The following is a 12,966-nucleotide window of genomic DNA, read 5'->3' as shown; positions in this document are numbered from 1 at the left end:
CTCTAGTTTCCGTGTTCGGCTGTGAGGAGTGCGCGACGGACGACGGCTGCCGTCTCGGCCCAGGCCACGATCGGCGGCGCGTCGCCCTCCACGGGCTTCTGACCGAGAGCCGCGGTCACGGCTCCGGCGAGACCTGCAGCGGTGGCCGGTCCGACGACGACCCGGCTGCCGTGGATGTCTTCGATACCGCTGTCCGCGGCGACCACGACGGGGACGCCGAAGTAGCTGGCCTCGACGACGGGGAACCCGTAGCCCTCGTCGGTCGAGGCGAGGATGACGACGTCGGCGTTCTGCATGAGGCCGTGCAGTTCGGCGTCGGGCACGAATCCGGGGAGGGTCAGCAGGTCGCTGACGCCCAGCCGTTCGGCGAGCGCACGGAGCTCGTCGGCGTAGTCGCCCTTAGCGCCGACCACGACGAGATCCATCGGCCGGCCGGATGTACGCAGCTCGGCGAGGCTCTCGATGACGAGTTCGGGGCGCTTGTTGATGAAGTGGCCGAACGTGACGAGCCTCGGACGCTCGCGCTCGGTGCGGGCGATCTGCGGCCAGCGACGCGGGTGGTCGCCGCCGTTCTCGGCGAGGATCAGCCGCTGCGGCTTCGAGAAGCGCAGTGTCTCTTCGCGCGTCTTCTCGGAGACGGCGAAGGTGGTGCCGGCGGACCGGATCGACCAGATCCAGAGTCGACGGTAGGCACGCTGCGCGAGCCCCATCTCGCCGGGCTCGGTGATGTGGCGCCAGTCGTGCACGAAGCAGGCGGTGGAGCTCGACGAGACGAACGGGCTGACGATCGAGCTGAGCGACAGCAGGGCGTCGGCCTTCGTCGACCGGAAGATCTGCCGTGCGGCGAACAGCTGGGTGAAGAACCGCGACGGCACTCCGTCACGGGTGATCGCCCGGGGCGTGACATTCTTCTCGGCCGCGAAACCGGTCTCGACCCAGGCGGGCCCGACGACGATGAGCTCGTCGGTCGGGTAGCTCTCGGACCACGCGCGCACCAGCTCGGTCGCGTGGACCTTCATGCCGCCGGAGCGCTCCGGGGCGCCGGAGACGTCGATCACGATCTTCATCGGGCGGCCTTGTCGTTCAGGGCGCTGACGAACGGTTCGACCCATTCCGAAACGCTGTACGTGTCGAACCCTGCCGGCGGAGCGGCGGAGGGCGGCAGTGCTTCGATCCACGCGGCGACCGCGGCGGAATCGATGGCGGCGGGATCGCGGTCGACGACGAGCACGCGGTCGGGCGAGTAGAACGGCTCGTCCTTCACCGACGCGTTGGTCGTGATGAGGGCGGCACCGCTGGCGAGCGCCTCGAACGTGCGCATGGTCAGACCGGACTGGCCCGGCCGCTGGAAGTCGATGACGGCCCGCGACGAGGCGAAGATCTCGGCGACCTGGGTGCGGTCCATCTTGTCGAAGGAGACCTCCGACATGCTCACCCGGGCGTTACGCCGGTCGGTGAGCTTCTGGACGAGGAAATACCACTTCGCCTGCGAATAGAAATACGAGAGAGTGCTCTGGATGTCGAGGTCGCGGGTGATCGCCCGGACGAACTCATATCTGTCGCTATGCAGCGTGCCCACGAACGAGGCGAGGTAGCGGCTGGGACGCGTGGGGTCGGCGTGTGCGAAGTCGGCGCTGTAGAAGAGGGGCTTGTACTCGAGCACGGGGTACCGGGCGACGTCGCCGCGGTCGAAGGAGTACAGCCGGTCGAACAGGGGGAAGAGCGAGACACAGTGCGAACTGTTCGAAATCGCGTCGAAGGAGTAGAACATCGTCACGGCGCCGGGGTTGCGCGCACGGAACTCGCGGAGGAACCACTCGGGCAGGTTCTCACCCTTGATTGCCAGCAACCCGTCGTACTGGACGTCGCCGAAGCGCGCGAGCAGGTCGTCGTAGTGACGCTTGAGCGAACTCTGCACGAGTGTCGGGGCGATGCGGAGCACGGCGCGGGCGACGGCGGAGTTGCTCGGCCGCTCGTCGGCGAGGTCGACGTCCACGCCACGACTGCGGAAGGCGTCGACGATGACTTTCTCGTACCCGAAAAACGAGGGCGTGATAAACAGGAGCCTCATGAAACCTCTGGGAGCAAGTCGCTTGTTCTGTGCATCTCAGACAGCATCCCCCACCCCCACCTTCTTCTGTCGAACTGGCGTTCACCACGCTTGATCGCCGTGTGCGGAGCGCTGTCAACCCGATGAGTACGGACTAGCCCGGTACTCGGGAATTCGATTCTACCTGTCAATGCGTAAACTGAACGCGTAGCAGTCGGGGATGCACCCCTGAGCCACGTACGACTGGAACGCGAAACCCGTGTGGTGCCGCATGAGATCGTATACATGACTAGAGGATTGTTCAAAGGTGCAGGCGCGGAGACAGGGGTCTCCGTAGTGGCTGTCGTCGGGGAACTCAGCGCGACCGAACACCGTACCCGCACGGGCCATCCACTGCGAACACGCTGAGTTGCCTTGCATTTCCCGCGCGGAGACCGTGAGAGTTGAACTGGAGCGGTGCCGAATGTGGCGAAGTAATTCTCAACACGCAAAGGGCGACAGGGAGTCGCCCGGAAACAAATGAAAGAATTCACCATGACTAAGACTGTTCTTATCTCGGGCGGTGCCGGATTCATCGGCACCAAGCTGGCAAACCGCCTCAGCGCCGACTACTCCCTCGTGCTCGTCGACAACCTGCACCCGCAGGTCCACGCCTCCGGAGAGTGGCCCGCCAACTCGCCCGCCGAGGCCGTACGCATCGTCGGAGATGTCACGGACAGCGCGATGTGGGCTGCCGTCGTCGAGGAGCACCGTCCCGAGATCGTCGTCCACCTCGCCGCCGAGACCGGAACCGGACAGTCGCTGACCCAGTCGAACCGTCACGCGTCGGTCAATGTGTCGGGCACAGCCCAGCTGCTCGACGCCCTGTCGAACAGCGGCCACCGCCCCGAATCGATCCTGCTCGCGTCATCTCGTGCCGTCTACGGCGAAGGCCAGTGGCTGTCGAACAGCGGCGAGTCGTACTACGCCCAGGCCCGCGGCGAGGCCCAGCTGCTTCGCGAAGAGTGGGAGCCCTTCGGCCCCGACGGCGAGCAGGGAACCGCCGTCGCGCACAACGCCGCGACCGTCGAGCCCCGCCCCACCAACGTCTACGCGGCCACCAAGCTCGCCCAAGAGCACATCCTCAGCTCCTGGTGCACGGCGATGGACGTGCCACTCACGGTCCTGCGTCTGCAGAACGTCTACGGCGCCGGCCAGGCCCTCGAGAACAGCTACACCGGCGTCCTCACCTTCTTCGCGACCCAGGCGATCGCCGGCAAGCCGATCGACGTCTACGAGGGCGGCGGGATCATCCGCGACTTCGTGCACGTCGACGACGTGGTCAGCGCCTTCCACGCCTCGATCGAAAAGCTGCCCGAGTCCGGCTTCCGCCTCCTCGACATCGGGTCGGGATCGCAGGGAACACTTCTCGACTACGCGACCGAACTCGCCGAGGTCGCCGGCAGCCCCGCGCCGGTGATCACCACGAAGTTCCGCCTCGGCGACGTTCGCGCCGCCTCCGCCGACATCGAACCCGCTCGCGCGGAGATCGGGTACGACCCGCAGGTGTCATTCGCCACCGGCGTCAGCGGGCTCCTCGACTTCGCACGACAGGGATAACGGAAAGATACATATGACCCACGGCCCCCAAGCACCTTCCGTCCACATTTCGAAAGCACGCTTCCGGCGCCGTATGCCGAGATTAGCCACAGCTGCAGCGCTGTCGGCCATTCTCGCGCTGTCCGCGTGCGCTCCGATCGAGCTGTCGCCGACTCCGACCCCGACGCCCGACGTGCCGGCACAGCCGAGTTTCGCGCCGTCGCCGGTCACCGTCGACCCCGCGGAGGCCGCGACCGCCAGCACCGGCACCGCGTCCCTCTCGGCCGACTTCGCTGCCGAGGGCACCGTGTTCGACCCGGAATCGCTGCTCAAGGCGTCGCAGGGCGGCTACGAGCCGATGTCCAACCTCAACTGGTTCGCGGCGCAGGCCTCGCAGCTGTCGAGCATGGGTATCAACGAGATCCGTCTCGACCACATCTTCAACGACAACTTCTACAACATCATCTCGATCGGTGCCGACGGTGTTCCGGTCTACGACTTCTCCCGGCTCGACCAGGTCGTCAGCCCGCTGATGGCCGCGGGCATCGACCCGTTCTTCGTGCTCGCCTACCGGTCGAACGCCACGCCGGCGCCGCTGTACAGCGGCAGCTCGCTCACCATCTGGGCCGGCGCCGTCGAGGCGCTCGTCGCGCACTACCGCGACCTCGGTCACCCCGGTCTGAGCTACGAGGTCTGGAACGAGGTCGACGTCTCGTGGCCCGGCCCGTTCACCACGTACGCGACCTTCTACACCGCGAGCGCCGAAGCGGTGAAGCGCGCCGACCCCACCGCGAAGGTGGGCGGCGCCGCCGCGTCCGACCTCGGCAGCGGCACATGGTCGACGAAGTTCATCGACTTCCTCGGCGCCAACCCCGGCGTCCCCGCCGACTTCTTCTCGGTGCACAGCTACCGCCGCGGCAACTGGGAGCCGATCACCACGTCGCGGGCGCTGCTCGCGAAGGCGGGCCGCCCCGGCCTTCCCGTCCTGGTCACCGAGTGGAACCTCGACTCGTCGATGGATTCGGGTGCCGGCACCGGTTCCGACACGAACTCCAGCGTCAACGGCTCCAGCTACATCGCGAAGAGAATGGCCCTGGCCGCCAAGTCCGGCGGAGACAAGTTCTTCTACTTCAGCCCCGTCGAAGGGTTCGACCACACCAAGGCCTACAACGGCGACCTCGGTCTCGTGACCGTCGACGGCCACCGTAAGTCGCTCGGCAACGTCTTCCAGATGTTCTCCGAGCTCGAGAACACTCTCGTGGCGCCGACGATCTCGGGTAACGGCACGGCCCAGGGAAACAACACGGGTATCGGCATGGACACCGACAACCTGTCGGGCATCGTGACCAAGAGTGCGGAGAACCAGACGGCCACCGTGCTGCTCTGGAACAACACACCCAACAACACCACGATGTCGGTCTCGCTGGCGAACCTGCCCTACGCGGCATCCGAATCGAACTTCCGTGTGGTCGAGAAGACCATCAGCTCGACCAAGGGCAACGGATTCGCGGACACCTCGACCGTGGTCGCACCGTCGTACCCGAGCGCGAGCGAGAACGCGCCGGTCACCAGCGACACCGTGCTCGCGTCGTCCGCCGACTTTGCGAAGGACGTGCTCGTGCCCGCCAACGGCGTCGTGACCCTGACCCTCGCGCCCTCGGAGGCCGAGGCCGGCGAACAGGCCCGCTCGGCCGAGCCGGCAGCCATCAACCTGGCCGCCGCCGCGTCGGGTGCGACCGTCACCGCGAGCACTTCGATCGAAGAGCCCGACAACGGCTGGGCGGTCACCCGCCTGACCGACGGCGAGCGTCACGCGATCGAGCGCACGGTGCCGGCCCGCGGGTGGAGTTCTGCCAGCCACACAGTCGCCACCGAGCCCGAGTCGGTGAACGTCGACCTCGGCGCCACCAAGTCCGTCGACACCGTGGTGCTCTGGCCCCGCGACTCGCAGGAGTTCGACGGCACGGGCTTCCCGACCGACTTCACCATCGAGGGTTCGGTCGACGGCGAGGAGTGGACCACCGCGGTCACCGAGACCGGCTACAACGGCGGCCTCCCGGTGTCGGGCGCGCAGACGTTCTCGTTCCCCGCGGCCGAATACCGCTACCTGCGGATGACCGCCACGCTGCTGTCGCCCGAGTCGACCGTCGTGCCGCCCACCTTCGGGTTCCAGCTCGCCGAGTTCGAGGCGTACCGTCTCGGCATCCCGAACGGCGGATTCGAGGAGGGCACGCTTGACGGCTGGTCGTCGACCGGCGTCGCCAACGTGCTGGCGGGCGACATCCGCAGCGGCGCCAAGGCCGTGCAGCTCGCCAAGCCGGGATCGGCCGTGAGCACGACGGTCGAGGGCCTGCTGCCCGATACGACGTACACGTTCGGCACCCACGCCCGCCTGGGCAAGGGAGCGGGCATCGCGACGATCAGCGCGTCGGAGTTCGGCGGCGACCGGGTCGCGAGCAGCTTCACCTCGACGAACTGGGCGTCCAACTGGGTCACGTTCACGACCGGGCCGGATGCCACGTCGGCGGTTCTCGAGTTCACCCTCGAGTCCGGCAGCAAGGTCACGGCGGACGACTTCATCCTGACCCAGGCCGCGGCCGCCGCCGCCGAGTAGCGCACCGGCCACACAACGACGAAGCCGCACCTGCCCTGACGGGCGGGTGCGGCTTTCTCGTTGTCGCGGCGGGCCGGTTACTCGCAGCCGGGGTTCGCGGTGCCGACCGTGGTCGCGTTGATCATCGGCGTGACGCGTGCTTCGGCCGGGCCGTACTCGCCGGGCGCACCGGCGAAGGTGACCGAGACGTTGCTGGTCTCGCCCGGACGCAGGTCGACCGCGATCGCGACGACCGGACGGCCGAGGTCCGTGCCGACTGAGACGACCTCGGAGAGCATGCCGCTCTGGTTCCAGGTCGTGTCGATGTACGCGCCACCGACGGGCCCGTAGACGTAGACGAGCGTGCGGGTCTTCACCGGGCGCAGGTAGACCTGCGACTTGACGTAGGCCGGCAGTGCCGAATACTCGGCGGCCGAGATCGACGAGTTGAGCGAGATGCTCGCGTTGAAGTTCGGAGTCTCGGGGGTGAGGCACGAGTTGTTCGTCAAGGCCACGGCCGTGTTCAGGTAGTACGACATCTTCGAGGCGGAGTTCTCGACGAAGAACACCCCGATCTCGGTCTTGTCGGCGTTGTCCGTGGCGAGGGTTCCCGCGATAGTCGTGCCCGCGAGCAGTTCCTGTTCCGCGGGCAGCGCGCTCCACGCCATCAGGCGATGCTCCTCGACCGAGCGCGACAGGGCGTTCACCAGGAGGGGGATGTCGGGCGTCGACGTGGTGACGGCGCTGAAGACCGCGGCGGCGGCCCCCGCGAAGAACGCGTCCTGCTGGGCGGGCACCGTGTAGTTCGCGTAGACGTCGCTGAGCAGCATCTTCACGGCGTTGTCGGCCTGCAGCACCTCGCCCGTGGGGAGGGTCAGCGGACCGGTCGCCTGGAGCAGGTAGCTCAGCGCGATCGGGTCGAACGACAGCACTCCGTCGACGACCTGGCCGCTCTCGCGCTGCCAGAAGCCCTGGGCGAGGGCTCCCGCGGTGGGGAAGTCGGGGCGCAGCTCGACGTTGGTGGCGTACGAGAACAGGTCGGCACCGTAGAACTGGAGCGGTTCGGCGGGCAGGGCGATCGGGACGCCCTCGTCGCGGGGGAAGTCCTGCGAGCTGGGCTGCCCGGTGATCGCGATCGCCCCGTCGGTGACGTTGAGCAGGACCCACGCGGCGGTGTTGCCGCCGAGCGAGACCGACTCGGCGTTGTTCGGGAAGAGCAGGATGTAGTTGCGCGGTGCGTCGCCGCCGAGGATCGCCGGCAGGGCGTCGATGACCCCGCGGGCCTGGTGGACCGGCTCGGCGGCATCCGTCAGCAGCCCCTGGATCATGGTCGTGGCTTCGGAGACCTGGCCGATGGTGCCGTCGGTGTTGATGGCCTCGACGGCGGTGACGGAGGCGGTGACCTGGTCGTCGGCCAGCGCGACGGCGGCCGCCAGATCGCGGATCTTCTGCACGTCGATGCGGCCGTCGACCGGCTTGAACGAGTCGACACCGTCGCCCGCGACCTCGACGATCGGGTCTATGCCCTTGACCACGAGGTCGTCGATGACCGTCGAGATCTGACGCACGGCGGTGAGGTTGGTGCCGAGGACGGGGGTTAACTCGAACAGGCGCCAGACCGGCTGGTTGGTGTTGCTGGCAGCGGTCGCCGTATCGGACTTGACGTCGTCGACCAGGGCGAGAGCGCCTTCGAAGTCCTGGGCGGCGGCCTTCTCCTGGATCTCTCCGATGGTGGCCTGCGCGTGCTCGAGGGAACTCTTCGTCGAGAGGGCGAGCGCGCCGACCCAGATGCCGCCGAGAATGACGAGGGCGACGACGATGCCGGCACCCAACAGCACCTTCTGCTTCGTGCCCCACGGGGACTTGGCACGATAGCGCGCCTTACCCTCGTGCTGAGGCTGTTTTTCGAGAGGTTTCGTAGGCACCGGCCCAACTTACCCGACGCATCCTGAAAACTCGGATAAGACGAAACCCCTGCCCGGGTCGTTATCCAGTGGTTATTCGCGGTTCATTCGGGCGCGGCATCCTCGATCAGACGCTTGCCGAGAGACACCGTGTTGTCGGGCAGGTAGCCGAGCGCGCGGTAGAACCCGATGACGCGCTCGTTGCCCGACCGCACCTGCAGGTTGATCTTCGGGCAGCCCATGGCGGTGAGCAGACGCTCGCCCTCGGTCACGACCGCGCGGCCGAGCGACTCGCCCTGGCGGCTCGGCGCGACGGCTAGGTAGTGGATCCAGCCGCGGGTACCGTCGAATCCGAACATGCCGGCCGCGACCAGCTCGCCGTCCGCCTCGCCGACCAGGAACAGCTCGGGCTGCACCGTGAGCTTGCGCGCGATGTCTCTGGCCGGGTCGTTCCACGGGCGGGTGATGCCGCACTCGGTCCAGAGTGCGATGACGGAGTCCTCGTCGCGGGGTTCGAAGGGGCGTAGGTGCATCACGCAATTCTGACAGAGCCGGTCTCTGCGCCTGTCGAAGGGCGCCCTTCGACAGGCTCAGGGACCGCCGGTGGCTAGATGTAGAAGTCGGGCGTGTGCGGCGTGCGCGACCGCACCGTCGCGGGAATGCCGGTGAGCAACGATCCCTCCGGCGCATCCACCAGCACGACGGCCTGGGCGCCGACGACCGAGTGCGCGCCGATCGTGACCGGTCCCAGGATGCTCGCGCCGGTTCCCACGACGACGCCGTCGCCGAGGGTGGGATGCCGCTTCTCACGCACGCCGACCGTGCCTCCGAGGGTCACCCCGTGGTACAGCATCACGTCGTCGCCGATCTCCGCGGTCTCGCCGATCACCACCCCCATGCCGTGGTCGATGAAGAAGCGCCGGCCGATGACGGCGCCGGGGTGGATCTCCACCCCGGTGAGGAAGCGCACGAACTGCGAGACGGAACGCGCCGCCAGATACCACCGCCACACCCACAGCCGGTGGGCGAGGCGGTAGCCCCAGACGGCGTGGACACCGGAGTACGTGAGCCACACCTCCAGTCCGCTGCGGGCGGCCGGATCGCGGTGACGCGCGGTGGCGATGTCCTCCCGCGTTCGGGAGAACGGCACGTCAGTCGACCAGGTCTTCGTACAGCACGGTCGAGAGGTAGCGCTCACCGAAGCTGGCGACGATCACGACGATCGTCTTGCCCGCGTTCTCGGGGCGGGCCGCCAGCTCGAGCGCCGCCGTGACCGTGGCGCCGCTGGAGATGCCGGCGAGGATTCCCTCTTCGGCGGCGAGACGGCGGGCCATCTCGACGCTCTGCGTGATGTTGACGTCGATGACCTCGTCGTAGACCTCGCGGTCGAGGATGGCGGGGACGAAGTTGGCACCGATGCCCTGGATCTTGTGCGGACCGGGGGCGCCGCCGTTGAGGATGGGGCTCTCGGCCGGCTCGACCGCGACGATCTGAACGCCGGGCTTCTGCTCCTTGAGGAACTGGCCGGTGCCCGTGATGGTGCCGCCGGTGCCGATGCCGGAGACGAAGATGTCGACCGCGCCCTCGGTGTCTGCCCAGATCTCGGGGCCGGTGGTGGCGCGGTGGATCGCGGGGTTCGCCTCGTTCTCGAACTGCTTGGCGAGCACAGCACCGGGGGTGTTGGCGACGATCTCGGCCGCCGCGTCGACGGCACCCTTCATTCCGGATGCGCCCGGGGTGAGCACGAGCTCCGCGCCGTACGCGCGGAGCAGCAGACGCCGCTCCTTGCTCATGGTTTCGGGCATGGTCAGGATCACCTTGTAGCCGCGGGCCGCACCGACCATCGCGAGCGCGATGCCGGTGTTGCCGCTCGTGCCCTCGACGATGGTTCCGCCGGGCTGGAGCGCGCCGCTCTTCTCTGCGGCGTCCACGATGGCGACGCCGAGGCGGTCCTTGACGCTCGCGCTGGGATTGTAGAACTCGAGCTTCGCGAGCACCGTCGCTCCGAGGCCCTCGGTGACCGAGTTGAGGCGAACGAGCGGGGTGTTGCCGAAGACCTCGGTGATGTCGTTGTGGATGGGCATGGGGCCTCTTTCTCTTCGCCGGGAAACGTAAGCAATAAGCCAAGCTTAGGGAAGTGATTAGCCGCCGTGATACCCGGCCATCGACCCGTGTAACCCGTTCGGGGCACACCGTTGACCGGGGCGTCACCCCACATTCACGGGATCTTCACCCCGGAGCGGTCGTCTGGGTATCGCCTCCGAATCCGAGGGGCATTCTCGATCGCACTTGGAGCAGACATGCCTGACATCTCCTCACGGCGACGCACAGTGGTGGCCATCGCCGCACTGGTCGCCGGCGCAACACTTCTTGCACCCGGCCTCGCGTCGGCCGCGCCATCCGAACCCGACCCCCGTGGCAACGGAGGGGCCTCGCGGCACGGCGGCACCGACAGCGCCGAATCGCTGCGGTCGACCATCAAGAACAGCAACGCCAAGAACGTGATCCTGCTCATCGGGGACGGGATGGGCGATTCGGAGATCACTGTCGCGCGCAACTACCAGTACGGCGCCGCCGGCCGGCTACCGGGAATCGACGCCCTGCCGCTGACCGGCCAGTACACGACCTATTCGCTCTACCGCGACGGCGCGAACAAGGGCAAGCCTGACTACGTTCCCGATTCCGCGGCGACGGGCAGCGCCTGGGCCACCGGCACGAAGACCTACGACGGCGCCATTTCGGTCGACATCGACGGCGCACCCCAGCCCACCCTGCTCGAGATCGCCAAGGCGAACGGCTTGAAGACGGGCAACGTGAGCACGGCAGAGGTGCAGGACGCGACCCCCGCCGTATTGGTCGCCCACGTCGGCGCGCGCGGATGCTACGGACCCGACAGCGAGGCGTGCGGCACGGACGCGCTCGCGGCCGGCGGCCTCGGCTCGATCAGCGAGCAACTGCTGGGCGCACGCCCCGACGTCACCCTGGGTGGCGGATCGGCATCGTTCGAGCAGGTGGCGAAAGCCGGGCAGTGGGAGGGCAAGACCCTCTTCGAGCAGGCCGAAGAACGCGGCTATCAGCTGGTGGATGACGCGCCCGGCCTCGCGGCCGTGACAGCGGCTTCGCAGCAGTCGCCGGTGCTCGGCCTCTTCACGCCGGGCAACTTCCCGACCCGCTACGCGGCGACGACCGCGACCGTCGGCGGGGCCGACCTCGCCCCGGTCACCTGCCAGCCCAACCCCGAGCGGCTGACCACCGACCTCTCGCTGAGCGCACTCACCTCGAAGGCGATCTCGCTGCTGCAGAACAAGAAGGGCTTCTTCCTGCAGGTCGAGGGCGCGAGCATCGACAAGCGCGACCACTCGGCCGACGCCTGCGGCCAGATCGGCGAGACGGTCGACTTCGACGAGGCGGTCCAGGCCGCACTCGCGTTCGCCCAGAAGGACGGCAACACCCTCGTGATCGTCACCGCCGACCACGCGCACTCGAGCCAGATCGTGGACAGCACCCCTCCCACCTCGCTCAGCACCGCGCTGACCACGGCGGACGGCACGACGATGAAGGTCTCGTACGGCACGGCGGGAGCGGGCGCCTCGCAGCAGCACACGGGATCGCAGCTGCGCATCGCCGGCTTCGGCCCCGGGGCGTCGAACGTCGTCGGGCTCACCGACCAGACGGACACGTTCTTCACGGTGGCCAACTCGCTGCGGCTCGACCGCAACACTGTCGCGCTCAGCGACGGCGCACGCGTCGAGACCGACCGCAGGGTCAAGCCCGGCGCGACAGTGACGGTGTCGGCGAGCCGGTTCGGCGGCGACAGGCAGGTGCGCGCGGTTATCGGCAGCACCGACCTGGGCACGGTCGACGTGATCGGCGGCGAGGCGCGGATCTCCACCACCGCACCGAAGGCTCCGGGCGACTACACCGTGACCGTGACGGGCGCTCAGACCGGCAAAGTCGTGACGACGAAGTTCACCGTCCGCAAGTAGGCGCGGGAGGGGTCGCCGATTCGGCGGCCCCTCCTCTCTACTCCCGCGCGACAGCCCATTCGGTGAACTCGCTGGCGCGGCCGTCGTCGGTCAGCGTGATGACCCAGAGGTTGTCGTAGTCGGGGAAGTCGGCGTACTCGGTGACACCGCGCACGAACACGCGGTCGCCCGCGATGCCGAGCAGGTGCCAGTCGAAGGTCCAGGTGCCGGATTCGTCGAGGTGCTCGAGCCAGCCGGCGACGATCGCGTCCTTTCCTTGGAACACCGCCCCGCCGTAGGGCCGCGTGTAGTAGACGGCGTTGTCGGTGAAGAGCGCGCCGATGTCGTCCGGGTCGTTCGTGGTCCACGCGGCGAGGTAGCCCTCCATCCACGCCGTGACGTCGGTCTCGGTCGTCATGACTCGGTGCCCTTCCGCACCATGAACCACTCGGTGAAGTGCGTGGCCTGCCCGTGGTCGAGCCGGATGATCCAGAGATTCTCGTACGTGGGCCGCTCGTCGAGGTACTCCGTGACGCCCTGCACCACGGCCGTGCCGTCGCCGAGAATGCCGCGGATCTCGAAGTCGAACTTCCAGGTCTCGGGGCTGTCCGGTTCTTCCAACCAGCCGGCGACGATCGCCTCGCGGCCCCGCCACGGCTCCGGGTCGTTCGGACGGAACTCGTAGACGGCGTCGTCGGTGAACAGCGCGCCGACCTCGTCGGCATCGTTGCTCAGCCACGCGTCGCGGTAGGCCTCGACCCAGGTGGTCGCTTCGTCGATGGTTGTCATCTCCCCGTTGTACCGGCGGCCACCGACGGGCGCGAGGGGGTTGCGGGGCGCAAACGACGACGGCGCCCACCCGGTGAGGGATGAGCG

11 protein-coding genes are annotated in these 12,966 nt (G+C 67.9%); 3 read left to right on the top strand and 8 right to left on the bottom strand.

What is annotated here, in order from left to right; all coding sequences use genetic code 11:
- Window positions 1-2: 2 nt before the first annotated feature.
- Both HD599_RS17290 and HD599_RS17285 read right to left on the bottom strand, forming a co-directional pair.
- Entirely contained in the window at window positions 3-1,067 is a 1,065-nt protein-coding gene (locus tag HD599_RS17290) for a glycosyltransferase (RefSeq protein ID WP_184239930.1), read from the bottom strand.
- Window positions 1,064-2,071: a WaaS/CpsH family glycosyltransferase gene (locus tag HD599_RS17285; RefSeq protein ID WP_184239928.1), complete on the bottom strand. Its 1,008-nt coding sequence runs from the start codon at window positions 2,069-2,071 to the stop codon at window positions 1,064-1,066. The genes HD599_RS17290 and HD599_RS17285 overlap by 4 nt, the downstream gene beginning before the upstream one ends.
- 513 nt (window positions 2,072-2,584) lie before the next feature.
- On the opposite strand from HD599_RS17285, the gene HD599_RS17280 reads away from it, so the two are divergent.
- Window positions 2,585-3,649: an NAD-dependent epimerase/dehydratase family protein gene (locus tag HD599_RS17280; protein WP_184239926.1), complete on the top strand. Its 1,065-nt coding sequence runs from the start codon at window positions 2,585-2,587 to the stop codon at window positions 3,647-3,649.
- Between the two features lie 73 nt (window positions 3,650-3,722).
- Entirely contained in the window at window positions 3,723-6,242 is a 2,520-nt protein-coding gene (locus tag HD599_RS17275) for a GH39 family glycosyl hydrolase (protein WP_184239924.1), read from the top strand.
- A 77-nt stretch (window positions 6,243-6,319) separates the two neighbouring features.
- Here the strand turns inward: HD599_RS17275 and HD599_RS17270 are convergent, their stop codons facing one another.
- From HD599_RS17270 to cysK, 4 genes are all read right to left on the bottom strand, one after another.
- Window positions 6,320-8,146, bottom strand: a complete 1,827-nt coding sequence (locus HD599_RS17270) for a DUF4012 domain-containing protein (RefSeq protein ID WP_184239922.1) — start codon at window positions 8,144-8,146, stop codon at window positions 6,320-6,322.
- Between the two features lie 83 nt (window positions 8,147-8,229).
- Window positions 8,230-8,658: a GNAT family acetyltransferase gene (locus tag HD599_RS17265; protein WP_184239920.1), complete on the bottom strand. Its 429-nt coding sequence runs from the start codon at window positions 8,656-8,658 to the stop codon at window positions 8,230-8,232.
- Window positions 8,659-8,732: 74 nt separating this feature from the next.
- Window positions 8,733-9,275, bottom strand: a complete 543-nt coding sequence (gene epsC, locus HD599_RS17260; RefSeq protein WP_184239918.1) for a serine O-acetyltransferase EpsC — start codon at window positions 9,273-9,275, stop codon at window positions 8,733-8,735.
- Between the two features lies 1 nt (window position 9,276).
- Window positions 9,277-10,209 carry a cysteine synthase A gene (gene cysK, locus HD599_RS17255; protein WP_184239916.1) on the bottom strand — a complete coding sequence of 311 codons (933 nt, stop codon included), beginning with the start codon at window positions 10,207-10,209 and terminating at the stop codon, window positions 9,277-9,279.
- 216 nt (window positions 10,210-10,425) lie between these two features.
- Here cysK and phoA point away from each other — a divergent pair, with 216 nt between their 5' ends.
- Window positions 10,426-12,111, top strand: a complete 1,686-nt coding sequence (gene phoA, locus HD599_RS17250) for an alkaline phosphatase (RefSeq protein WP_184239914.1) — start codon at window positions 10,426-10,428, stop codon at window positions 12,109-12,111.
- Between the two features lie 37 nt (window positions 12,112-12,148).
- Here the strand turns inward: phoA and HD599_RS17245 are convergent, their stop codons facing one another.
- Both HD599_RS17245 and HD599_RS17240 read right to left on the bottom strand, forming a co-directional pair.
- Window positions 12,149-12,508: a nuclear transport factor 2 family protein gene (locus tag HD599_RS17245; RefSeq protein ID WP_184239912.1), complete on the bottom strand. Its 360-nt coding sequence runs from the start codon at window positions 12,506-12,508 to the stop codon at window positions 12,149-12,151.
- Window positions 12,505-12,879: a nuclear transport factor 2 family protein gene (locus HD599_RS17240; protein ID WP_184239910.1), complete on the bottom strand. Its 375-nt coding sequence runs from the start codon at window positions 12,877-12,879 to the stop codon at window positions 12,505-12,507. Before HD599_RS17240 ends, HD599_RS17245 begins: the two co-directional genes overlap by 4 nt.
- Window positions 12,880-12,966 lie beyond the last annotated feature (87 nt).

The sequence above is a fragment of the Conyzicola lurida genome (genome assembly GCF_014204935.1).
Taxonomy (GTDB): Bacteria; Actinomycetota; Actinomycetes; order Actinomycetales; family Microbacteriaceae; genus Conyzicola; species Conyzicola lurida.
The sequence above is the reverse complement of the archived record's forward strand: the minus strand, read 5'-3'. Positions and strand labels throughout refer to the sequence as shown.

What these genes read in the sequence shown, in the direction of transcription:
- HD599_RS17290 (WP_184239930.1), bottom strand. Translation starts at nt 1,067, where the DNA reads ATGAAGATCGTGATCGACGTCTCCGGCGCCCCGGAGCGCTCCGGCGGC.
- HD599_RS17285 (WP_184239928.1), bottom strand. Translation starts at nt 2,071, where the DNA reads ATGAGGCTCCTGTTTATCACGCCCTCGTTTTTCGGGTACGAGAAAGTC.
- HD599_RS17280 (WP_184239926.1), top strand. Translation starts at nt 2,585, where the DNA reads ATGACTAAGACTGTTCTTATCTCGGGCGGTGCCGGATTCATCGGCACC.
- HD599_RS17275 (WP_184239924.1), top strand. Translation starts at nt 3,723, where the DNA reads ATGCCGAGATTAGCCACAGCTGCAGCGCTGTCGGCCATTCTCGCGCTG.
- HD599_RS17265 (WP_184239920.1), bottom strand. Translation starts at nt 8,658, where the DNA reads ATGCACCTACGCCCCTTCGAACCCCGCGACGAGGACTCCGTCATCGCA.
- cysK (WP_184239916.1), bottom strand. Translation starts at nt 10,209, where the DNA reads ATGCCCATCCACAACGACATCACCGAGGTCTTCGGCAACACCCCGCTC.
- phoA (WP_184239914.1), top strand. Translation starts at nt 10,426, where the DNA reads ATGCCTGACATCTCCTCACGGCGACGCACAGTGGTGGCCATCGCCGCA.
- HD599_RS17245 (WP_184239912.1), bottom strand. Translation starts at nt 12,508, where the DNA reads ATGACGACCGAGACCGACGTCACGGCGTGGATGGAGGGCTACCTCGCC.
- HD599_RS17240 (WP_184239910.1), bottom strand. Translation starts at nt 12,879, where the DNA reads ATGACAACCATCGACGAAGCGACCACCTGGGTCGAGGCCTACCGCGAC.